The sequence below is a fragment of the Paenibacillus sp. J22P15 genome (assembly GCF_056269345.1).
On the sequence record NZ_JBWDNT010000021.1, the window covers coordinates 1 to 23,619 of the forward strand.

Below are 23,619 nucleotides of genomic sequence, written 5' to 3' on the forward strand. Positions count from 1 at the left end.
GCGAATTGTCCAATGATAAAAAAACTACTTGCATTTAGTCTGGCGTTGCTTTTGACAGTACTCGTACTTCCCCAAGCCGTTACTCAGGCAAGCTCGGGCCCTAGCTTTTCGCTGTCCATTTCGGATAAGAGCATATCCGCAGGCGATGACTTTCAAGTGACGGTGAGCGGAAAGAAATTAAGTGACTTGTACGCATATGAACTCAATTTAACCTATGATACCAGCCGCTTGAAGTTTGTGAAGGGTGTTACCAAAGGCAGCGGCTTTGCCGTGAATCCTATTGTGAACGGAAATAAGATTCAAATCGCGCATACGCAAATAGGTAATGCTGCAGGCCAGAACGGGGATGTAACATTGGCTACGCTGACATTTCATGCAGCTAGTCAGGGTAAGGCCGATATTGTACTGGACAGCGTGAAAATGGTGAATTCGCAGCTCGCAACTACTGAAGTTTCAAGCAAAAGCAAGGAATCGGTGAATATAAAAGCTACGAAACCTGCTGTATTCAAGAGCGGTATTGTTAATATAACAAAATTGGTTAATACAATCTCGTCCAAAGTAGCGGAAGCTAATAAATCTGGTATAAAGGTTAAAATGGCTGACATTAAAGGTCATTGGGGCGAAAAAAACATCGGTACGTTCGTGAAACTGAACTTTATCGAAGGGTATGGGGATGGAACGTTCCATCCGAACGGAAGCATTACACGCGCCGAATTTGCAGCGATCATTTCTCGTGTATTCGATATCAACGGTGGCGGCAATCAGTCGGTAGTTCTGAACGATATTAACAGCCACTGGGGTAAAGACGCCATTAAGAAGCTTGCTAGTGCAGGAGTGATTACCGGATATAATGACGGGACGTTCAAGCCGAACAAAACGATTAACCGTGAAGAAATGGTTATAATTCTATCCCGTATTGTGGACTTAAGTAAAGTGGACAAAGATGCTTCCAAAGGCAACTTTGCGGATATAGCAAGCGCAAGCTCTTATGCAGCGAATCAAATCAAGGATGCGGCAAAAGCGGGCATCATCAGCGGCAAGGGCAATGGCTTATTTGATCCGAAGGGCAACTCCACACGCGCAGAGGCGCTTACGATCGTGCTGAACGTATTGAACCTTAACCCTGAAGTGAAAACACTCTTGGACAGCTTGAATTAAGTCGAGCAGTATGTTCAAGTTGCATAATATCCGTTCGTAACGGCATTAACTATATTGCAGATTGTAATACTAGCATTTCATGAGAAGAGGTTCCACTATGAAGCAGCGTTCATTTCTGTCCATGTTCATCTTAATGATCTTATTGTTTTTTGGGACTGCCACAACGACATTTGCGCATTCCCTAAGTATGAATTACTCGGATTTAAACATTGAAGGGAACGAGATTCTCTATGATCTTTTTATTGATCAGAGAGACTTGATTCAACAATTCGGTACTGACTTGGATAATCTGGTGAACGAGGAACAGTTCTCGCAAGAAATCGAATCCATTCTACAGAAAGGTCTTCGCATAGATGTGGATTCGAAGCCCTTAACGATGGAATTTGATTCGATGAGCATGGCGAATAAGGGTACCATAAGAGGCATAGAATTTCATCTGACGTTCACCGCCGATGAAGAAATCGAACAATTTAATCTTCATTACAATGTGGTGTTTGACGATGCGCCTCCTCTTACAAGTGTACTCATGATTCATGACGGGGAATATTTCCAGCAGGAAGTAATTGATAGAACAAATAAAGATTTTCTGATCAACCTTCCCCAAGACCCAGCACAGGACCTTCCCCAGCCTAAGCTTGGCGCTGTTTTGTGGAAATACTTTGTACTAGGAATCGAACACATTTTGATCGGTTTTGATCATTTACTGTTTTTGTTATCCTTAGTATTAATCGCATCTCGCTTCAGGGATGCGTTGAAAATTGTGACTGCTTTTACAATTGCTCACAGCATTACACTGTTCATGGTGGCGACGGGCCTCATTAAGGTCATCCCGTACTGGATCGAAGCCTTGATTGCCCTGACGATCTGTTATGTAGCAGTGGAAAATATTTTTGTTCAAAAGGCGAAATGGCGTTGGGTAATGACAGCCATATTTGGCCTGATTCACGGTATGGGCTTCGCCGGGGCATTGGCCGAAACGGGACTTCCAAAGAACAATATGATTGGCACTCTCCTGATGTTCAATTTAGGTGTAGAAACGGGCCAACTGATGATCTTATGCCTATTACTGCCCCTCTTAATTTGGCTGCGAAAGTTCCCATGGTATCGTAAAATGATGATTTCAACGTCTATCCTTATTTTTATGCTGGCATTTTATTGGTTGATTCAAAGATTGTAATTAGGATATGAATTGATCCACACCAGAGTTAGCGGAATTTTTGCTAGCTCTTTTTTTTATTTGAAGAGATCATATCTGATCCGTGTTCACAGTATGTGTTGGAATAATTTTTAGGTTCAGGTTTGGTAAGTGAATTACTTGCAGGGATGTTCATTTTTTACAAAATCTTCTTTATAGTTTTACACAAAATTAACCTATTAATAATGGTTATATTGTACAATTAATTTTGTACGTAAATAGAAAAATGGCAATTATCCTGAAAATATAGATGTTGTAAAAAAAAAATTGAACACAAATGCAAGGGTATTCTAATGCGAAGATCGCTTTTAGGCCAAAGCTCAACATCCCCGAAGTGTTAGAGGAGTCGATCGATTCCGATATGCAATTGTTTTCCATAGGGATGAGACAATTTTTTTGGGGGTGGTGCTTACGGATTGAAATGGCCGTTTATTATCGCAATAGACTTTGTATGATCATGTCGATACGTGGCTGAAGATATCGTCGTGATCGTCGGATTGAGGGTGATTAGTATAATCTAGTGAGAGTCGGCACCTTCTCGATGCCTAAGGATACCGATGAAATTACACCTAGCCTGCAACTCACGTTTACTCAATTTTACGAGCTTTTCGAACAGACTCTTAAAACAATTAAAATATGGAGGTTTTCTGTAGTGAAAAGAATGTTATCCTTTACCCTCGTATTAACGATGATGTTCGTTATGTTATCGAATACGGTCAGCGCAGTAACATCAGATAATGACGTAGTCCAAATCGACAATGCCAACCCCCTTATTGCATCGATGAAATTCGATAATAATTTAAAGGACGATGCAAATCAAGAAGATTTGAAAGCTAATGGAAATTATAGTTATGTAGACGGTGTATTACCCGGGACCAAAGCTTTGCACTTAGAAAGCGGAGACGACAATTATGTCGGTACGAATGATAGCTTGAAGTTTGGTAATGACAGTTTTACCACATCCTTCTGGTATAAGGGCGACACTAAAACTAATCAGGTCATATTATCAAACAAGGATTTTACTAAGAGCTCTAACGAAGGCTGGGCGATTTATACATCAGCCAATTCGGTCAATATGAATTTAGGATTCCCGACCACATCAGTAAATTTTGGGCGCAACACGTTTGATGCTTCGGATTGGCGTTACGTGACATTTGTTGTAGACAGAGAGAAAATGCTCGGATCGTTGTATATTGATGGTTACAAAATGACTGAAACTTCGCTGGGGGTAGGAACTTTAGATACACCAAACCCATTAAATATAGGCAGCGACGGAATGGGCAAAAATGGCGGTAATTCATTCGATATCGCTGATCTGAATGTTTGGAAAGGCGCATTAAGCAGTGATATGGTTCAAGCGAATTATAAGAGTTACGGTGTAAATAAAGTAGATATGAAGGCGCTTAACGACATTATATCAGAAGCAAATACAATAGTAGCAGACGGTCTTGGCAGCGGCATCAGCGAAACCGATTTTGATTATTTGAAAAAGGTTTTGAATACGGCAACTGCGGTTGCAACAACGCAAAAAGTAAAATTATATACACAGGAGACTATCAATTATTACGAACGTGAACTAAACAGCGCCCTATTCATCTATCAAAAAAGCAATAAAACATTAACTCCAGCCGGATTAAATATGATTATAGACAGTGACCCGGAAATCAGTTCTAATCCCGCAAAAATAGCACAAATTGAAAAAGGCTACAGAACAGAACTGAGACTATTCCCACAGGCTGATGTAATCTTTATTCCTGGCGACGTTACCGGCGGTAACAATGCTAATGAATATGTGTGGATGCAACACCTGACAGACATACACACTAAACTTACAAATGAGGGTTTGTTAGACAATACGAAGTTTTATATGGTAAGAGGCAACCATGATATGGGCGGTTCCCAAAATTTAATACCTATCGGTTCGGCAGGTGCGTGGAACGAGTCAACGAAATCATACGATAACAATTTCTTTAACGATTCTTATAGGGTAAAGGTAAAAGGATATAATTTTGTAGGTTTTGACGGAAATTATAACAACGCCAATACGGTGGGGAAATCCACCAATTTCCTCAACCAAATTAAAAGTGAAGCGGATTACGATCCAACCAAACCCATATTTGTATCTTCTCACTACCCGATAAGCGGAACCGTGTGGGGATCGGGATGGAGCAGCTCGGGGAGTAATGCTGTAGGTAAATATATTGCCGACAATAATTTTTCGCAGGTGGTATATATGTCAGGCCATACACAATACGACCCGACCGACGAACGTTCTCACTATCAAGGTGCGGCTACATATCTCGACAGCGGTGCGAGTTCCTATTCCAGTTATATTGATGGAGGTCCGTACGGCGGATATATAGAAGGCTCGTATATCAACTATAAAACCACACCTCGCATCGTGAATTTCGTAGAGGTTTACGGTTCAAAAATGATCGTCAAACAGTATAATTTAGCTACAGATGAATATGTAGGCATACCTTCTGTAAAAATCGTTGGTGAAGGCAAAGAGGCCTTTACCTATAGCAGGAGCGATATAAGAGAACTCATAGCTCCGCAGTTTGATGAGGGTATTAAGATCGATTCTTACAATAACAACGAAGTTGCTTTTACAATCAAGCAAGCAAATGACAATGTACGCGTTTTGGAATATAATATTCAGCTTATTAACAAGCTTACCGGGAAAGTGGACAAATCGTTTAACAGCCTTTCGCTGCCGTTAGACAAACCATTCGATGAATACAGGCAATATAAGTTTACAGGTTTGACGCCGACTACTCCATATCTAATCAGGGTATTCGCCGACGATTCCATGTATAACCGTTCGTCGCAGGACATGGACCTTATGACTAACAGTGGTAATTTAGAAAGCATCACTGCGCCTGCTGACATAACAGAGGCAGTAATCGGAACGGCGAAGACAGCGGATGCCCTTGGATTGCCAGGGACAGTATCCTTGGTTACCGATGAAGGTTTTGGGTACGCCGAGGTGACATGGAATGTAGAGGCTTCAAACTATGATCCCGCTGTAAAGACTACACAGACCTTCACTGTCAATGGAACGGTAACTTTGCCAACTGGGGTGAAAAATCCCAATAACGTGCCTTTGACATCAAGCATTAGAGTAACTGTTAATAAGCTACCTGGAATGACGGCAACTCAAAGCTCAACTGCATCTGGAGGAGTCGCAGACCGTGCAGTCGACGGCAATACGAATGGTAATTATGCTGCGAATTCTGTTACGCACACGGAAAGTGAGCAAGGGGCTTGGTGGATGGTAGACTTGGGTGGCAATTACAACGTGGGCAATATTAACATTTTCAACAGAACGGATTGCTGCGGCAATCGGCTTAGTGACTATAACGTGCTGCTATTGGACCATAATCAAACTGTCGTTTGGTCGAACCATCAGACAACGCAGCCGAATCCAAGTACGACCGTCAATGCGGGCGGCGCCGTCGGCAGATATGTCAAAATTCAGCTAACCGGTAAAAATAATTTGTCTTTAGCTGAAGTTGAAGTCTACGCACCTCAACCTGTGACGTTAACGAGCATAACAGAACCCGCGGCCATCCAAGGATTGGCTAACGGAACAGAAAAGACTGCAGCAGCCCTTGGCTTGCCTTCCACCGTGGAACTGGTTACCGATGGAGGAAATGTGGACACAAGTGTGAATTGGGATTTAAGCGGCGTTAGCTACGATCCGGCTATCAAGACGGTGCAGACCTTCTCGGTGCCAGGGACCGTAACCCTGCCTTTCAGAGTTGATAACCCGAACAACGTTCCATTGACAACAAGCATTAACGTAACTGTTCTTGCAGCTGGAGAAAGATCTTTAATCCTAGACAAAGCCCAGTACATGAGAGGGGAAGCCATTACCCTATCCTATTTTGGAGCAGCATCAAACGGGAAGGATTGGGCCGGCATCTACAGAACCGGAGCTGTTCCTCCAGGTGCCGGTGTATCGATCAACTGGAAATATTTAAGTTCTGGTAACGGGAGAGTGAGTTTAACCAGTGGGTTGGCCCCAGGTATGTATGATGTGCTCTTTCTGCTCAATGACGGTTATACGGTAGTGGATCGCAAGACATTCGAAGTCGTTCAACCTGTGACGTTAACGAGCATAACAGAGCCCGCAGCCATCCAAGGATTGGCTAACGGAACAGAAAAGACTGCAGCAGCCCTTGGCTTGCCTTCCACCGTGGAACTGGTTACCGATGGAGGAAGTAAGAATGCCAATGTGACATGGAATGTAGATGCTGCAAACTATGATCCATCTCTAAAGATAGAACAGACCTTCATGGTAAATGGAACGGTAACCTTGCCTGTAGGTGTGACAAATCCAAACAACGTAACATTGACAACTAGCATCAGCGTGACTGTGCTGCCGGCAGCAATGCCTCAGTCTATATTGACAGGTTTACAGCAGGTGAGCACTGGCCAAACATTCGATGTAACGATGGGATTAAGCAACGTTACGCAAAGCGTCTACCAGTCGATGTATGCCCAAGATTTGACGCTGCACTATGATCCAGCGAATTTGCAATTCGATTCGGTTACATCGCTGAAAGATGGATTCCAAGTCATTGACCAAAGGGAGATAGCGCCGGGGCAAATTCGGTTTATTGCTGCCAGCGTGGAAGCAAACCAAGGGGTACTTGCCGAAGGCGATTTGATGACTTTCAAATTTACAGCCAAATCTGCAGCGGAGGCAACGATAATTACTGTCGACAATGTTGAGATTGCCAATGCTGAGGGGAATGAGCTGCAGGTCGGCGGAGCCTCCCATGAAGTACAAATTAGTATACCTGTGGATAAATCACTCTTGAATGCTTCGATCACAAGCGCTCAAGCTAAGCACAATGCTGCAGTGGAAGGAAATGATGACGGTCTGTATGTGATTGGATCCAAAGCGCAATTGCAGTCGGCAATCACTGAGGCCAAAGCGACAGCAAACGATCCGAATGCCACTCAGCAGCAGGTGGATATCGCGAAAGCTGCATTGGAAGCGGCCATTCATGTGTTTAACACCAAGAAAATCAATGCGGATGTCAATGGGGATGGAAAAATTTCTATTGGAGACTTGGCTATTGTTGCAGCGGCTTACGGCAAACAACAAGACCAGGTGGGCTGGAATGCGAAAGCGGATGTCAATAAAGACGGCAAGGTGGACATTGTAGACCTTGCAATCGCAGCTAAAGCAATCTTGCAGTAAATAAACCCGTAATTATGTTTGCTTTAGCGAAATTTAGAATGGGCTGGTAATTGAAATGAGAGGGGAGATCTATATTCTCCCCTCTTTACTTATGACGAGTACAGAAATGGCGAATTGTCCAATGATAAAAAGACTACTTGCATATAGACTGGCGTTGCTTTTGACAGTACTTTTGTTCAAAAGGCGAAATGGCGGTGGGTAATGACGGCTATATTTGGGATGGCGTTCATTCGACACCATCTCTTTTTTTATTGGTTACTGAATGAGGTTTGAAATTTCGGAATGTTTATATATATTGATCAATCATGTTGAGAAGGCTGTTTAAAATATTCGCCTTGCTTCAGATCGTTGATAAATTGCTCTAGCCATTCATAATATTTGAGCCCATGTCGGAGTTTATGCAAGTCTTGAAGGGCGGCCTGCCGTTCTTCGTCCGGAGTCTGTTCATCAAGGATGAGTTCTGTTAGTTCGGGAAGAACACTGTTAATGGCTCCTGTCATTCCATCAACTTCACGCTGGAGCTTCGTAGCAAAGAAGTTTTGAAAAGCTAGAAAAAAGTTTGTCTCTGCCACATACAAATCTTTACGTTCCTGTTTTTCCTCCAATTTCAAGACCATTTGGGACTCCATCAGCGATCGAACTGCATAGCTCATGTTGCTTTTGCTCATATTCATGCGCGTCTTCATCTCTTCAAGCGTCATTGGGCGATCCTCAAAAAACATAATCCCGTATAATTGCCCCGACGAATGAGTTGCACCGTACAAATCCATCGATTCAGCAATAGCTTCAATCACATGTTGTCTGATGCGCAGTCGTTGTTCCTTTATCTGATTCTCCACATTTTGAGACAAAAAATTGTTCACATCCTCGCTCATATTGCTGACTTTTATCGTCCATCAGAATTGTTAATATTCTTCTTTCCTCTATTAATAGTATACAAAATAATAATGGCGGATGCGAGAAAGGAATGATTATGATCCAGCGAATAAAAAGCGCATGAAGTTATTTATTTCTTCATGGTAGTTTGTTAATTAATCTAGATGTTGCAGCTTTTTTCTATATTTCATTGGTGTCGTTCCTACGAGCTTTTTGAAAGCCTGGCAAAAATAAGGGAAATTGTTCATTCCCACCTCAATGCTGATTTGCTCGATCCCTTTGTTGCTAGTTCTTAAAAGCACACAGGCTTGTCGGATTCGTCTAGCGAGAATATAATCCATCAATTTAACACCTGTTTCTTGTTTAAAGATACGGGATACATAAGATTCGGATAAATGCAAAATTTCCGCTAACTTATCTAGTGAAATTTCTTCTGAATAATGTCCTTCAAGCCAATTCATGATTTTTTCAGAATAACGAAGTTGTCGTTGTGGGTGTAATCCATGCTCAATTGGATTTCCAAATGCTGTTGCAAGGAGAAATTGAAAAATCTGCAGTAGCAGTAAGGCGAAGTTCTGCTGTTTTGCATCGAGCTGGTACTTAGAAAAACCAACATAATGATGCTGAAATAATTGGCTGATAAAGCTATTGTTGTCAATTTGATAGAGTGCTTGCTCTTCGAGTTCATTTTTCCACAAATAATGAAAATAAGCATTCAAGTGTGGGAATGAACTGAAATAGGATTCAAATATAGAGGGCTCAAAGGAGATGATTGTTCGTTCAAATGGGGTATCTGGATGAACCTCAACTTGAATGTGATGTAGTTGATACGGCTGCAGATAGAGGAAGGCGCCAGATTGAATGGCATATACTTTGCGATTTATAACAATTTGTCCGGCGCCTTGATGCACATATAAAAACTCCATTCCTTGATGAAAATGGTAAAATCCTTTGTAATTGTCGGTCGTTATCTTGCGATAGCTAAAGCGATAGGGAATTTCATGTAATGCTACATCTTCAAAGAATTTCATCATATGTATGCCTCCTGATGATCAACTCAGAATAGTGTAACATGCCCCAATGAATCATGCTAAGAAAACAACAATTCTATTCAACACAGTGTAACTTTGAAACCTATTGATTTAATATAATAGAAAGAGAACAACTATTTCACATGTGAGTTAGTAATTGCTCTCTCTTATGTTTAATTATAATAATTTAGCATTGCGCATCTGTCATTTCATTGGTGAAGGCACGTTTGTATTCCTGTGAGGACATCTTCAAAGCTGATTCAGGAGCATAATGAAATTGCAATGCGCGGCGTCCCTTCTGGGACTGATTGGATGGCGTGCCATGATGGACCAGTCCATGGAAAAACAACGTACCTCCAGGGGACAAGGGCACCGCGACATCTTTATCTACCTGCACACTGCTGTCACAGATCTGCCAATCCCTCTCGGCGTAATGTGGAATGAATCCTTCCTTCTGAGAGCCTGGAATGATGTGCATACATCCGTTGTCTATCGTTGCCTCATCTAAAGCAATCCATACTCCTATTACTGACTTGTTAAAAGCGAGAGGACCATAGGCCATATCCTGATGCCATGGCTTTTCACCGCCTCCATGTGGCGGTTTCATTAATGCCATGTGCTGAACAAGCACTGGCTTTTCACCTAGTACTTTCTCTAAGACCCCTAATAAAGTGGGGTGATAAGCAATTGCATACAAGGATTCTTCATCTATGAAATCATATATCTTTCGAATGGCTAGCTCTCTATCCAAGTCCGTATGCAGTTGATCTTGCGGTTTTGCAAATTGTAATTTAGCTCCTTTCACATCTTTCAACAATAAGTTCATAAGTCCATCGGCAGCTTCCATAACTTCCTTAGAGCTAAATAGAGGATCAATTGAGAAAAAACCTGTATCTTTGTACTCAACTACCTGTTCATTCGAAAATTGATGAACGTTTTGAATAGGCGTGTATATCTGATCATACTTGTACATGAACTTAGAAATCTCTTCGTCTGTCTGCCATTTCATAGCTTATATCGACTCCTTATATGAACTTTTTACATTTCAAATATACCATTTAGTATTTCGAAACCAAATATCTCTAGTTATAAAGGATTTGTATATAAATACATAGTGAATTTGCTTGAAATCAATTGTGACGCAAAGCATGAATATGAAATGGAGCGTGAAAAATGGATATTCAACCGCCGACCGATTTTCTCCAACACGCGTTGATCAAGTGTAGTTATAACTCGGGAAAAGTTAAGTGTGAGCCGGGTTGGTCTTGGAATCCTCGTCTCCTTCCACAGGATTGGGATCTTTGGTACGTCATTTCAGGCACGGGCTCAATGAATGTTAACGACGAATGCTTTTCTATAAACAAAGGAACGTGTTTCCTAACCCGTCCGATGGATCGTATACATGCGACACAAAATCCCGAAGATCGGCTAAACGTTATCTACCATCATTTTAGCGTAACCCATTCTCTTACCCAGCAAGCTTTTCATTCCGAAGATCTGCCTTCGAGGTTTACTCGTGTTCAGGATTCCTTTGCATTCGAGCAGCACTTAAATCAACTATTGAGCATTCTTGATAGGAAGGATGTTTGGATGGAGGAGGAGTTCCATTCCTTAATGAAGCATGTTCTTCTTCTCCTATATAAAGCACATGCTTCTCAGGAGGAATGGAGTGAAGCCAAGCTTCGTCAACAGAAAATTATTCAGAGTGTAACGAACTATGTGAGAGACCGAATCGACCAACGAATTGACTATAACGAACTAGCAGAGACGTTTGCCTTGAACTCTCGTTATATCAGCCATCTTTTCAAATTGAATACCGGCTATTCTTTAAAAGAAAGCATTACCCGATTGCGGCTGGAACGAGCTGCGACGTTGCTAACAGAAACCCCATTATCCGTATCAGAGATCGCCGATACGCTTGGGTTCACGGACGTTTATCATTTCAGTAAGCTTTTTAAAGTTCATTACAATGCAGCACCTTCAGCCTACCGCCATCACTTGAAACCGAGTAAGCTAATTTTTTGAAGAAGAGACTTCGATTCTAACTTCCGATTTGTGCAAAATAACAACATTTTGGTGCCATCAAGCAAAACTAAATTGAGTCCTAATGAACTACAATCATAGTATCCGTTACTAAAAACGAAACAATGAGGATGTGAATGTAGTGGAGTATACGACGTTTGGCAAAACGGGAATTCGGGTTTCGAAACTAGGTCTTGGGGGCGCTCCGCTTGGCGGGGATTATGGTCCGGTCACAGATGAGCAAGTAATAGAAGTGATAGATCGTGCTTTAGAACTCGGTATAAACTTTATTGATACAGCTCCGTTATATGGTAAAGGAGAAAGCGAACGACGAATTGGGAAGGCGCTGCGAGACCAAAGGGAGAAAGTATTCCTTGCCAGTAAAGCCGTTATGCGCGGTGTACCGTATACGTACGATAATACGATTCGTTCTGTGGAGGAAAGTCTTAAGCGCCTTGGTACGGATTATTTGGATCTCATTCAAATGCACGAACTTGTCGAGACGAACATGGAAATGGGAATGAACGAAACGATCCCCGCTTTTCTTAAATTGAAGGAGCAAGGGAAGGTCCGAGCCATTGGAGTTAATGCCTTTAATCCTAGTCTGCTGCTGCCCTTTATTCGGTCAGGACATATCGACTCGGTGCAGACGTTCAATCGTTATATGCTCATCGATTATTCTGCCATGGATGAGCTTCTGCCGACTGCCCGTAAACATGGCGTATCCGTTATTAACGGAAGCGTACTCGGCATGGGGCTTCTTGCAGAGGCTCCGGCGCCATTTTTAAAGACGGATTCGCCTCTTATTCATGAAGCAGAGCGTCGAATGAAGGAGTTAGCCTTCCTTCGGAAAACGGAACCCAAAGGCTTGGTTGAACCTGCGATGCGGTTCAGCCTCTCTAGCCCAGACATTACAGTTACATTAACTGGAACGACTTCGTTACGCTCACTAGCTCTTAATGCCAGCTATTGCGACGGTGTTGGCTTGCCTCAAGATCTGATGGATAGGTTGCTTTCTTTATTTCCAGGGCAGCCATTAGCATGGTAAGGGGATGTTTAAGAATGTCTAAGGTAGACGCAAGCGTTGGAGCGGATGCATCGAGTACGCAGTGGGTAGATGAAGTTTGGCATAAAATAATTGGAAAAGTGAAACGAATGAATCACTCAATCGGTGCTGATTTTCCATATATCTCGGATAACGGAAAATATAATAGAGAAGAAACGGATTGGTGGACCAATGGATTCTGGCCTGGTCTGATGTGGATGGTTTATCGAGAGATTAAGGATGAACAGCTCAAAGAAACAGCTGCTCAGATCGAAGCACAGATGGATACCGTGCTTATCGACTTTTACGCGCTTCATCATGACGTAGGGTTTATGTGGAGCTTATCTTCCGTGGCACAGTACAAGCTACTTGGGTGCGAAAGCTCGAAACGGCGGGCCATGACGGCAGCGAGTCATCTGGTGGGGCGCTTCAATGCGAGAGGCCGGTTTATTCGTGCTTGGAACCAACCAGAGCGGGTTGGCTGGGCGATTATTGACTGCATGATGAATCTTCCGCTGCTTTATTGGGCAAGTGAGGAGTCAGGTGATCCTCGGTTTCGGCATGTGGCTGCCCTTCATGCGGATACGACTTTACGTGAATTTCTTCGTCCGGATGGGTCGTCACACCATATTATCTGTTTTGATCCAGAGACCGGAGAGAGGCAAGAAGCACTGGGCGGACAAGGCTACTCGCCGGACTCGGCATGGTCACGCGGAACCGCGTGGGCGTTATACGGCATGGCGCTTAGCGCACGCTATACAGGAGATGAAAGATATCTCGATGCAGCTAAACGCGCAGCACATTTTTTTATCGCGAATGTTCCTGATGACGGTTTGCCGCCTTGGGATTTCCGTGCTCCATGGGAAGAAGGGATGGCTATGGACTCTAGCGCTTCAGCCTGTGCAGCAAGTGGAATGCTGGAGTTGAGTTTGTTGGTACCTGAGGGTGAGTCAGCATTATATCGCCGTGCAGCCGAGAAGCTAATTTACAAATTAAATGATAAATATACGGCTTGGGATGATTTAAGTGAGGAAGCTATTCTAACAATGGGGACGGCCAATAGGCCGAAGGAAACGTATGTTAATGTGCCAATCATCTATGGAGACTATTTCTTCGCTGAAGCGGTCTGTAAGCTGCGCGGCATACAAGATACATTCTGGTAGGAGGCAGCATCCAATGATAAGTATAGGGAGTAATTATGAGGAGAATGTAATCCATGACTTCTAATCATCAATCATTTACTGGAGATGAAGTTTCGTATCTCGATAGCCATGTCCATTTCTGGAAGCTAGAGCGTGGTGATTATCATTGGCTTAAGCCTAGCAATCCAGTTCTTTACCAAAATTATTTACCTTCGGATATGTCAGCTGCTGCCGACATCATACATGGATTTATTGCCGTACAGGCGGCACCGACCGCAGCTGAAACGGAATTTCTGCTTGAACTGGCATGTTATGATCAGCGTATCCTCGGTGTCGTAGGTTGGTTGGATCTGTTCGCAGATTCATTCGTTGACGAATATAGTAAATTCCGTAACAACCCGCAATTCGTTGGGATTAGGTTGGACCGCTCCGTCTTCGAGCGGTGCAAAGAAGAAGTGCCGCATCGTATGATCGAGCATCTTCGTCTGTTGGAGAAGGATAATTTTACAATCGACCTACTTATCGGATCTGATAACATGCCTGCAGTAATTAATATCCTGAGGTACGTACCTCACTTAAAGGCCGTTATTAACCATCTAGGTGCACCGCCTATTCGTGACGGTGAATTAGAGCCTTGGTCGGCGTATATGGATGAGCTTTCCGGTTTCCCAAATGTGTATTGCAAATGGTCAGGCATGATTACACCCATAGGCGGTATGAATCACGAGCTTCTTGAGCCTTACATTCGTCATACTGCGGATCGATTTGGCCCTAAACGAATTATGTTTGGGAGTGATTGGCCGGTAGCATTGATGGCTGGCACCTACAACGATGTTCTACAATTATTCGAGCGGCTGCTTCCTGACAATTGGAACGAAAAGGAGCGTGCAAGCGTTCGTAGTTACAATGCCAAGGCCTTTTATTTTGGCAGAGGGGATAACGATGCATGATACAAAGACTTCTCTATTACTCTCAAATTCGCAAAGGAATGGAGAGAGAATTCCAGCAAAGCGTTAAGGAAAATGCAAGCACACTGCTTAAAAGATGGGAAGCGATGGGGCTATCGCATGTTTCCGTGTTCTCCTGCGAGCTATATGTTTGTACATATGCAGAGGTAGAAGATATTTCGAGCATGCCAGTTTGGGATTGGCCGACGACTCTCGAACATTGCCTGGAAAAATGGCCGCTAGAACCTCAGCAGGATCGCTGTCCTCAAAGGGCGTTATACAGGCTTTCGCTCCCAATGATCGATGTCTTCCATGACGGGGTGCCCGAAGACACCGATTCTTGTTCCAGCAGCATTCCGATCACCGAGCGTATAGGCTCAATTGCCAAATTGAAACCGGAGATGGTATCGAGCTATATCTTTTATCATTATCAGAGGCAGGAGGAATTACCGGGGAGCTTTAATCAAACGTATATGATCGGCTCTCTCGGAAGGTTCTTATTCTCTTATCATGAGTTGCCTGCTAGAGTCAGCACAAGCAAACATCAAGGCTTGCTGACAACAAGCAATTCTCCGAACAACTGGCATGAGGTCATGCATCCTCATTTCGAGCCATGGGAAGACGTACCAGAGGAGCTTCAGTTGTGGCGTAAAATGGAGCGAATTATGTGATTTTTATTCAGAACAAATGTGGTTCCCAAATTCACTAGGCAGTCGAACGTTCTTCCGATCGCTGTTGTTCGCGGATTCCTGGAATGAATTGGCCGAGGAAGGAATCCGCGAACAAAGGCGACCGCTGGCGCTTCTCCAGAATCATTCGACCTGCTCCGTTTGGTTGAACCTTGGCTTTCCTTGCCTACAATCTGCTAAAGAAATTAGCGATCGATAAAAATCCAAAAACGGCCATGCGGGCTTAGACCCGCATGGCCGTTTTCGTGATAGTTCAATGCGACGCAATCGTAATAACTTAAAAAGTTTACCCCTTTTGGGACAGCCCCTTTTTAGTGACTAATGAATCCGATATAAGGATAAGTGTTTACTAAGAAATTTCCTGAATATCGCTTACTTTGGACTTAAGTCGATATTCTGTAGGGGTTGTTCCAAAACGTTTTTTAAACAAGGTGAAGAAATGTTTTTTATTTTCCCAGCCAATTTTGTCGATAATCTCATCTACATTCAATGATGATTGCTTGAGCATTTCCGATGCTTTAACGAGACGGATTTCAGATATGTATTCGGCGATCGATCGAGAAGAATATTCACGGAACAGTTTGCCTAAATAAGCAGAAGTTAATTTAAATTGATCGGCTACTACACTCGAGGATAAGGAATTGTCCATATAGTGCGTTTCAATGAACCGCATTGCGTTGGAAACGACAATGTCCGATTTTTCGTTTCGGTTTTGTTCAATTTTGCATACAATCTCCCCTACTAGTGCAATGAACTCTGTATTAATTTGATCGAATACTTCAAGGGATTTGAATTTATTGTCAAAAGAAACGAAGTCAAGACCAAAGGAGACGGTTCCATTCTTCTCCATAAGGTTCACCATATTAAATATGCTTGAGGACAAATGAGATAACGTAAACATGATGATATTGTAACTGCAGTCGCTCAGTTCCTGAATCAGATTCCAATAGGCAGTTTTAGCCTCTTCTAATTTTGCTTTCTGAATACAGTCTAGGAAATGATGTACAGAAGCGGTATTGATATTGAAATCAGGCCACTTCGTTTTATTCATAGATTGTTGTGTTAGAAGGCACGAATGTCCGTATTTAATACGATAATGAGATAGATCAAGTGTTTTCTCATATAAGGCGCGAACGCTCATAATCGAGGCTACGGGCTCGCTAATAAATGCTGAAACGCTTATGGCGCAGTATTGGGCATACACACTCTGAATCTCTTGTACCAAGCTCTTCAGATGCTCCATATGAGTTATGGAATCTCGTTCGTCCTCGATGTTTATCTCTATGTTTAATAAAGTAACAACTTGATCACTTCCCGCATCAATAGATTCGCATTGGTAAGCTGGATGCACGATTTCGTTTGCAATATTTAGAAGCGAGTATTTCAATAAGGATTGATCTTTGGAGCTGTAATTAGCATGAAAGGCTGCATAATGATCTATTTTGAACAGAATAATTGCGATACTATTTTTTGGATCAAAGTTAACATTGTGCTGTTTGAAAAACGTTTCATAGTCCACTTCTTTCATATTTCTACTCAAGAGGAGATCTTTCAAATAATTTTGTTTCAATGTGAAAAGATTTGTTTTTCGAAAATCTTCTAGAGATGTCAGATGATAATGGGTGCTCTGAATGGAATCCGTGATGTATTCGAATTCATTGTTATGGTCAAGGTTCGGTGTCAGATTTTTATTTAGACGACCAATTGTCATTCTAAGATTTCGCACAGGGTTGTAGAGATTTTTCGAGAGTAAAAAGCCCATGATGAGGCAGATAATGAGCATAGCCATTCCAATGGTTACTGTAATCGCTTTCACTTTACTAACGGTTCCAGCAATATATTTGTAAGGCGTAATGTTAACCAAAATCCAAGGCGAAGTTTCGTAAGAAATGTAAGTAATGATGGATGAAGTGCCTCTATAATCTTCTGTGAACACGCCTGATTTATTGGGTGAGTTTAATATGTGCGAAACCAAAGGTTCGCCCGATAAGCTGCTTAAGAATAAGTCTTTTTCTTGACTAGAATTCGCAATGACGTTCCCCTTATGATCCATGATTAAAATATTATTACCGTCTAAGGAATCAGATTCTTGATAGGAAGCCAGCGAATTGAAAATCCAATCCATTCGTACATTAATGACCAGCGCATTTTTTAACTGTCTATCGGGAAAATATTCAGGCAGTATGTAAGAAAATACGTTCTCAAATTTCTGTGGATTCAATTCTGAAACTGGAATTTTCCTAGGAAAAGTTGTGTAAGACAGTATACTCTTCGGATCCTTAAACATTTGAACGAGTTCCGAATCGTAAAATTGATCTTTCCGAATGACCGTATTCGGTCCAATCGCATAGTAAGTATTCGTTTTTCCGTTGTATACGTAGGCAGAATAAATAAATGGCGCACTTCCTAAAGCGGTATCAATAGAATTAATGCTGTTAAGTTCATCAACAACAGAAATGTCTTCACTTAGCATTAATTTAGCTGTATTGGGGTTATTAAAAATAGCGGTTGTATAGGTTCTTACAGAGTTATTAATTTGCAGCGCGTTTTGATAAATCTGGTTCATCAATTTCTGATTCGACGAATTGATAAGTCCGATACTGAAGCTTGTAAAGTTGAAGTGTAGAAACAAAATGAGTGCGAACATGATTAAAGTAAGCAAGAAAGTAATTTTAGTAAACATGCTATAGAAATAAAGCTGACTAGTAGGAAAAAACCTCTTTTTCATGCGGCGCTCCCTTCATACAATAACCTCACTGAATACTGTTTATTATAGTGTAAAGGCAATGCATTTGGAATTGGTTTTGTCCAGATTGAACTCATTCACATAATTTAAACCTTATATTTAAACCATTTCTTGGTTTTTGTATCTTTCTTAATGGAAACTTTATGCGTTACGATGAATGCCAGAAGGAGGATGATTCGAATGATGCAGCTCAGAGAATGGCGAAAGGATTTTGGCAAAAACAAAGTTTTACTTGCTCTGACTTTACCGCTCGTTATTTACGTATTTATTTTCTGTTATGTACCTATGTTTGGCGCGATCGTTGCTTTCAAAAGGTACCAGTTCAACAAGGGTATTCTAGGCAGTGACTGGGTGGGCTTAAGCAACTTTAAGTTTTTATTTGAGTCTCCTGATCTCTGGCGAATTGTTCGTAACACGTTAGGATATAATTCAACGTTTATTGTTCTTAATTTGCTGGTATCAGTCTTAGTAGCCTTACTATTGTACGAAATATCGAGTAAGAAGCTGCTCAAAGTTTATCAGTCGGTCATGTTCTATCCTCATTTCTTATCATGGGTAGTGGTCGCCTACATGGCCTATGCTTTTTTAAATCCAAGATCCGGGATGTTAAATCAATGGTTAGCTGATCTGGGACTAGGAACAGTAGATTGGTACAATATGTCGAGTCCCTGGATCTACATCATGCCGCTAGCTAATATGTGGAAAGAGATAGGGATCAGCGCCATCATTTATTATGCAGGGCTCTTAGGCATTGATCCTACTTATTATGAGGCAGCCAAAATGGATGGAGCGAACAAGTGGCAGATTCTCACTAAAATCTCCATACCTTTTTTGTATCCGCTTATGACGATCTTAACAATCTTAGCAATAGGACATATCTTTACAGCCGACTTCGGCTTGTTCTACCAGCTTCCTATGAATTCGCCGACCATACTCAGCTCAACCGACGTTGTGGACACTTATATATTCAGAGCATTAATTGATTCTGGAAATATTGGGATGTCTAGTGCAGCTGGATTGACGAAATCTGTTCTAGGATTACTGCTCGTTCTCGGAGCGAATGCCTTGGTACGTAAAGTAAATGCTGACAATTCATTATTTTAGATAAAAGGGGAGGAGAGGAAATGGCTCGTATTAGGTCATACCGGTTGTCTATGCTGCCGCTTCATTTGTTTTTCATCGCTGTATCTGCATTGTTTCTTGTTCCGTTATGGTCCATTTTGGCGATTTCATTATCCAACGAACAAGATATCTCAAGCTTTGGTTACCGCTTAATTCCGATTAAGATTGATTTTCAAGCTTACCGCTATATATTCGATAATCCCTTAACCATTGTAAATGCATACAAAGTTACGATACTCACGTCAGTAGTCGGTACGCTATTGTCTGTATTGATGATCTCTATGTGCGCATATGCCTTGTCGAGGTCAAGTTTTAAATACAGCAGCTTCATTACGTTCTACTTGTTTTTTACAACACTATTTAGTGGAGGGATTGTTCCCTTCTATATACTAATGACGAAGTTTTTCCATGTGCAAAATACGTATGCGGCATTGATTCTTCCTTTGCTCGGCAATATCTGGTATATGTTTCTGATGCGAACTTTCTTCAAGCAACTGCCAGACTCTTTAGTGGAATCGGCCAAAATCGATGGTGCAGGTGAAATGAGAATCTACATTACAATGATTATTCCACTATCTACGCCAGTCTTGGCAACAATTGGTCTAATGCAGCTGCTCGTCTACTGGAACTCATGGTTCAATGCGCTTCTATTCATCGATAATCAGTCCTTATATCCACTGCAATACTTACTGCAGGTCATGATGAGCAATATTCAAGAGATATTGAGAAATATGACAAGCGGCGGGCAAGTAGATGCAACAATGCTAGCTGATCTGCCTACAGAATCAACTAGAATGGCCATGTGTATATTAGCGATATTACCGATGCTGGTTGTTTTTCCATTCTTTCAAAAGTACTTTGCCAAAGGATTGACAGTGGGCGCTGTAAAAGGTTAGCCCTGAATACGAATTAAGACTAGCATTTCAAATGCTAGTTTTAAGATAAACATATAATCATGGAGGGTTGTACATGGAAAGAAGAAAACGCAGTATGAGCGTGGCTTTAACTGTAATTATGACAGTGGGGATGCTATTAGCAGGTTGTTCGTCAAAGACAGATACTCCGAACAATACCAGTACCAACACAACCAACACGCAACCAGAAGCGACCCAAGAAGCGGATGAGTTAAAACCAGTAAAGTTAGTTTGGTATCTTCGAAGCGCTGAGCCGAAAAACATGGCTTCGGTTATGGAAAAGGCGAATGAAATTATCAATGACAAAATTAATGCAACGCTAGAATTCAAATTTATCAATCCAGGCGATTACGAGAAAAAGATGCAGCTAGTCATGTCTTCAGGAGAAGAATATGATATCTCTTTCACTGCAAGCTGGACGAATAACTATTTTAACAATGTAAGTAAAGGTGCCTATATTGCTTTAGACGACATGCTGGCGAATTACCCTGATTTGCAAAACATGTTTAAGAAAGAGGTTTGGGATGCGGTTAAGGTGAGTGGTAAAACGTACGGTATTCCAAACAACCAAATTATGGGGGATCAACCTGGTATATGGTTTAAGAAGGATCTTGTCGATAAGTATAATCTCGATGTTAGCAATGTGAAGTCGCTGAATGATCTGGATTCAATGTTCCAGACGATTAAAGATGGTGAGCCAGATGTTTCTGCAATTAGAGCAGGTATTCCAGGTTCGTTTATGGAGTATGCACCGCAGCTTGAGGGATCACCTGGTTTTGGATTTGCACTTGATACACAAACATGGAAAGTTTATTTCCAACCTGAGCAGATGACAAACCAGTTTAAGCAAATGAGAGAATGGTATGAGAAGGGCTTCTTCCCGCAGGATGTTGCCACGATTAAGGATGAGCTATCTTTAATTAAGGCAGGAAAAGTATTCAGTCGATATAGCCGTCAAAAACCAGGAGTAGATGCCGAGCAAAAAACATCATATGGGTTTGATGTTGTTAATGTTTCAACAGGCCCATCTGTTATCAGTAAATCGGCTGTTACCAGTACGTTGAATGCGGTTAGCGCGACATCGAAAAACCCAGAACGTGCGATGATGCTAATTAATTTAATTGATACGAATAAAGAGTTGTTCAACTTGCTCAAATTCGGTATCGCGGGGCAGGATTACACGAAGGTTTCAGATAATCGTATTGAAGTCATAGCTGATTCGTATTCTGTACCTGGCTGGTTATTTGGCAACGAACTTAATAGCTTTGTCGTACCAGGGCAAGTAGATGACGTTTGGGAGCAAACAAAGAAGCTGAATGATTCTTCTGCCATTGACCCTGCGATCTCATTCACATTTGACCGTAAAAATGTTGAAAATGAAGTCGCTCAATTAAATGCAATTACAGCCGAGTATTCGCCTATTCTCGTAAACGGACTTGATGATGTGGACAAAACCATGAAGGCGATGATGGATAAACGAAAAGCAGCGGGTCACGATAAAGTGTTGACTGAGCTTCAAAAGCAAGTTGACGAATGGAGACAGATACAAAAATAAGCTTTGAATAAGATAAATGGGGATCCAGCATGATGTGGTTCCCCATTACTTTTCTCAGGGAAGGATGATTGAAATGCTTCAGCAATTAACATTTAGGCAGCTCAAGAATGCGTTGGAGGAGACGCAGCATCAACACTGTACACTTTATGCAGAAGCAAATGCTTCTGATAATTGGAGACAAATCAGGGAGGATGTTAACTACTCGGATTTCTGGCGTTCTCTGGAGAAGCAAGCAGCAGATTTGATAGAAAACCCTGTCCGATCACCGCTTTTTTCGGAGTTTACTTTATTTGGTGATACAGGAGACAGAGCAATATTTCAGACACAGCGAGATCACTTGTATGCGGGAATCCATGCGTTCAGCATGCTTGCGATGACTGAGAATAAGCAAGAATGGAAGTCAGGACTTGAGAATGCCATCTGGAATGTATGTAACGAATATACGTGGGTCTTACCAGCGCATGTCGGACTCTACCACAATGATTATCCGAACGGCATCTGGGATCAACCAACCCCCCCTCGTGAAACAGTAGACCTTTTGTCTGGTATAACCGCATTCACATTAGCGGAAACGGTGCATTTGCTCAAGGATAGATTGCATCCATGGGTGGTTCATCGTGTGAAGGAGGAGATCGATAAGCGTATATTTCAAGTCTATTTCCAGGATCCCACTCCGCAAAACTGGGAATTGAAAACAAACAATTGGCCGGCAGTTTGCTCTGCCAGTATAGGAGCAACGGCTATCTATATGATCGAAGATAGTGAGAAGCTGGCAGGAATGCTATGGCGTGTGATTGGGGTTCTGAGGAATTTCTTCTCAGGCTTTGACGAACAAGGTGCGACACCGGAAGGACCGGCCTATTGGCAATTTGGATTTTCTTACTTTGTCTATTTCGCAGAATTGTTGAAAGAACGTACTTGTGGGCAAATCTCTCTCCTTACGGATAAGAAAGTTGAACGAATCACACAATTTCCGCAATTTTGCATGTTAACGGGAGGCAAGGTCGTCAATTTCTCCGATTCACCTGACGAAGTAGTGTTCAATACAGGACTTATTCATCGATTGCAGCAGTATGTACCATCCCTACAGCTTCCTTCTAAGGAGTATCAATTTGAACCGGTTACTGGAAATTGGTTGGATTCTACAAGGCGAATGCTTTGGGCATCATCAAGCACGGAATCGTTGTTATCAACGGATAACATAGAGCGAGTTCAAGAGCGAATTTTCACGGGGAATCAATGGGTAATTTCCAAAGTGAGAGATGCGAGTGGTGGAGTCACTGCTTTTGCTGTTAAAGGCGGACATAATGAAGAGCCGCACAATCATAATGATCTGGGGCATTTTATTTTACATGTCGATGGTAAGAACATATTGGCGGATCTAGGAATTGGACTCTATACCAAGCAATATTTCCAGCCCAGCTATCGGTACGAGATGATCAATGCAGGATCTCATGGACATTCGGTTCCGATTGTAGATGGTTGTAGACAAGGCTTTGGGAAATCATATCATTCTGAAATTTTATCCAGCCAAATATCGATTGATCATATTCAACTTGTCATGGATTTAACGAAAGCTTATGCATGTTCATCATTGGAACTCCTTACTCGTGAATTTATATGGAATCGTCCAGTCGACAAGACGCCGCAGTTGGTTATTAAGGATAAAGCTCTATTTAAAACAACTCCTGAATCTTATCAAGAGATTTTCATAAGCTCAGTCCTGCCTTTGGAGATTGATTTCGGGCGAATACAGATGAATACTGTGACCTTGGTCTACGAACCGCAGCATTGGCAATTGGAGATCGAGCACATTTTGATAGATTCACATTATAAAAAAGGAAATCTGTTTTACCGAATCGTGTTGAATCGCACGCAGGTGGAACGGGAGATGATGTCCGAGTTTCTCTTTGAAATGTAATTTTGCGGCGGCACAGGTTAGTCCGTGAGACCTTGATTGCG

At 42.0% G+C, this 23,619-nt stretch carries 16 protein-coding genes; 12 read left to right on the forward strand and 4 right to left on the reverse strand.

Annotation, left to right across the window (positions count from 1 at the left end; translation table 11 throughout):
• The 3 genes from AC0YN6_RS25785 to AC0YN6_RS25795 form a co-directional block, all read left to right on the forward strand.
• A partial coding sequence (locus tag AC0YN6_RS25785) for an S-layer homology domain-containing protein (RefSeq protein WP_475750520.1) occupies nt 1-1,158 on the forward strand: 1,158 nt, incomplete at its 5' end.
• Nucleotides 1,159-1,255: 97 nt separating this feature from the next.
• Nucleotides 1,256-2,335 (forward strand): HupE/UreJ family protein, encoded by a 1,080-nt coding sequence (locus tag AC0YN6_RS25790; RefSeq protein WP_475750522.1) that lies wholly within the window; start codon nt 1,256-1,258, stop codon nt 2,333-2,335.
• A gap of 679 nt (nt 2,336-3,014) precedes the next feature.
• Entirely contained in the window at nt 3,015-7,568 is a 4,554-nt protein-coding gene (locus AC0YN6_RS25795; protein WP_475750616.1) for a galactose-binding domain-containing protein, read from the forward strand.
• A gap of 299 nt (nt 7,569-7,867) precedes the next feature.
• Here the strand turns inward: AC0YN6_RS25795 and AC0YN6_RS25800 are convergent, their stop codons facing one another.
• From AC0YN6_RS25800 to AC0YN6_RS25810, 3 genes are all read right to left on the reverse strand, one after another.
• Nucleotides 7,868-8,419 (reverse strand): GbsR/MarR family transcriptional regulator, encoded by a 552-nt coding sequence (locus AC0YN6_RS25800; protein ID WP_475750523.1) that lies wholly within the window; start codon nt 8,417-8,419, stop codon nt 7,868-7,870.
• A gap of 180 nt (nt 8,420-8,599) precedes the next feature.
• The gene (locus AC0YN6_RS25805) at nt 8,600-9,478 is read right to left on the reverse strand and encodes a helix-turn-helix domain-containing protein (protein ID WP_475750524.1); all 879 of its coding nucleotides are present in this window, start codon (nt 9,476-9,478) and stop codon (nt 8,600-8,602) included.
• A gap of 184 nt (nt 9,479-9,662) precedes the next feature.
• On the reverse strand, nt 9,663-10,484 hold the full coding sequence (locus tag AC0YN6_RS25810) for a phytanoyl-CoA dioxygenase family protein (RefSeq protein WP_475750526.1): 822 nt from the start codon (nt 10,482-10,484) through the stop codon (nt 9,663-9,665).
• Between the two features lie 164 nt (nt 10,485-10,648).
• Here AC0YN6_RS25810 and AC0YN6_RS25815 point away from each other — a divergent pair, with 164 nt between their 5' ends.
• The 5 genes from AC0YN6_RS25815 to AC0YN6_RS25835 all read left to right on the forward strand — a co-directional run bounded on the left by AC0YN6_RS25815 (nt 10,649) and on the right by AC0YN6_RS25835 (nt 15,302).
• Complete coding sequence (locus AC0YN6_RS25815) at nt 10,649-11,500, forward strand: helix-turn-helix transcriptional regulator (RefSeq protein WP_475750528.1); 852 nt, start codon at nt 10,649-10,651, stop codon at nt 11,498-11,500.
• A gap of 139 nt (nt 11,501-11,639) precedes the next feature.
• Complete coding sequence (locus AC0YN6_RS25820; protein WP_475750530.1) at nt 11,640-12,545, forward strand: aldo/keto reductase; 906 nt, start codon at nt 11,640-11,642, stop codon at nt 12,543-12,545.
• A 14-nt stretch (nt 12,546-12,559) separates the two neighbouring features.
• Entirely contained in the window at nt 12,560-13,705 is a 1,146-nt protein-coding gene (locus AC0YN6_RS25825) for a glycoside hydrolase family 88 protein (RefSeq protein ID WP_475750532.1), read from the forward strand.
• Nucleotides 13,706-13,758: 53 nt separating this feature from the next.
• Nucleotides 13,759-14,634, forward strand: coding sequence for an amidohydrolase family protein (locus AC0YN6_RS25830; protein ID WP_475750533.1), 876 nt, complete (start codon nt 13,759-13,761; stop codon nt 14,632-14,634).
• Complete coding sequence (locus AC0YN6_RS25835; RefSeq protein WP_475750535.1) at nt 14,631-15,302, forward strand: hypothetical protein; 672 nt, start codon at nt 14,631-14,633, stop codon at nt 15,300-15,302. Before AC0YN6_RS25830 ends, AC0YN6_RS25835 begins: the two co-directional genes overlap by 4 nt.
• Nucleotides 15,303-15,669: 367 nt before the next feature.
• Here the strand turns inward: AC0YN6_RS25835 and AC0YN6_RS25840 are convergent, their stop codons facing one another.
• On the reverse strand, nt 15,670-18,048 hold the full coding sequence (locus AC0YN6_RS25840; protein ID WP_475750537.1) for an AraC family transcriptional regulator: 2,379 nt from the start codon (nt 18,046-18,048) through the stop codon (nt 15,670-15,672).
• A gap of 198 nt (nt 18,049-18,246) precedes the next feature.
• Between AC0YN6_RS25840 and AC0YN6_RS25845 the strand changes: the two genes are divergently transcribed.
• From AC0YN6_RS25845 to AC0YN6_RS25860, 4 genes are all read left to right on the forward strand, one after another.
• Nucleotides 18,247-19,170 (forward strand): ABC transporter permease, encoded by a 924-nt coding sequence (locus tag AC0YN6_RS25845; protein WP_475750539.1) that lies wholly within the window; start codon nt 18,247-18,249, stop codon nt 19,168-19,170.
• Nucleotides 19,171-19,190: 20 nt separating this feature from the next.
• The gene (locus AC0YN6_RS25850) at nt 19,191-20,084 is read left to right on the forward strand and encodes a carbohydrate ABC transporter permease (RefSeq protein WP_475750541.1); all 894 of its coding nucleotides are present in this window, start codon (nt 19,191-19,193) and stop codon (nt 20,082-20,084) included.
• A gap of 73 nt (nt 20,085-20,157) precedes the next feature.
• Entirely contained in the window at nt 20,158-21,657 is a 1,500-nt protein-coding gene (locus AC0YN6_RS25855) for an ABC transporter substrate-binding protein (RefSeq protein ID WP_475750542.1), read from the forward strand.
• A 73-nt stretch (nt 21,658-21,730) separates the two neighbouring features.
• Nucleotides 21,731-23,578 carry a hypothetical protein gene (locus AC0YN6_RS25860; RefSeq protein WP_475750544.1) on the forward strand — a complete coding sequence of 616 codons (1,848 nt, stop codon included), beginning with the start codon at nt 21,731-21,733 and terminating at the stop codon, nt 23,576-23,578.
• Nucleotides 23,579-23,619: the final 41 nt, after the last annotated feature.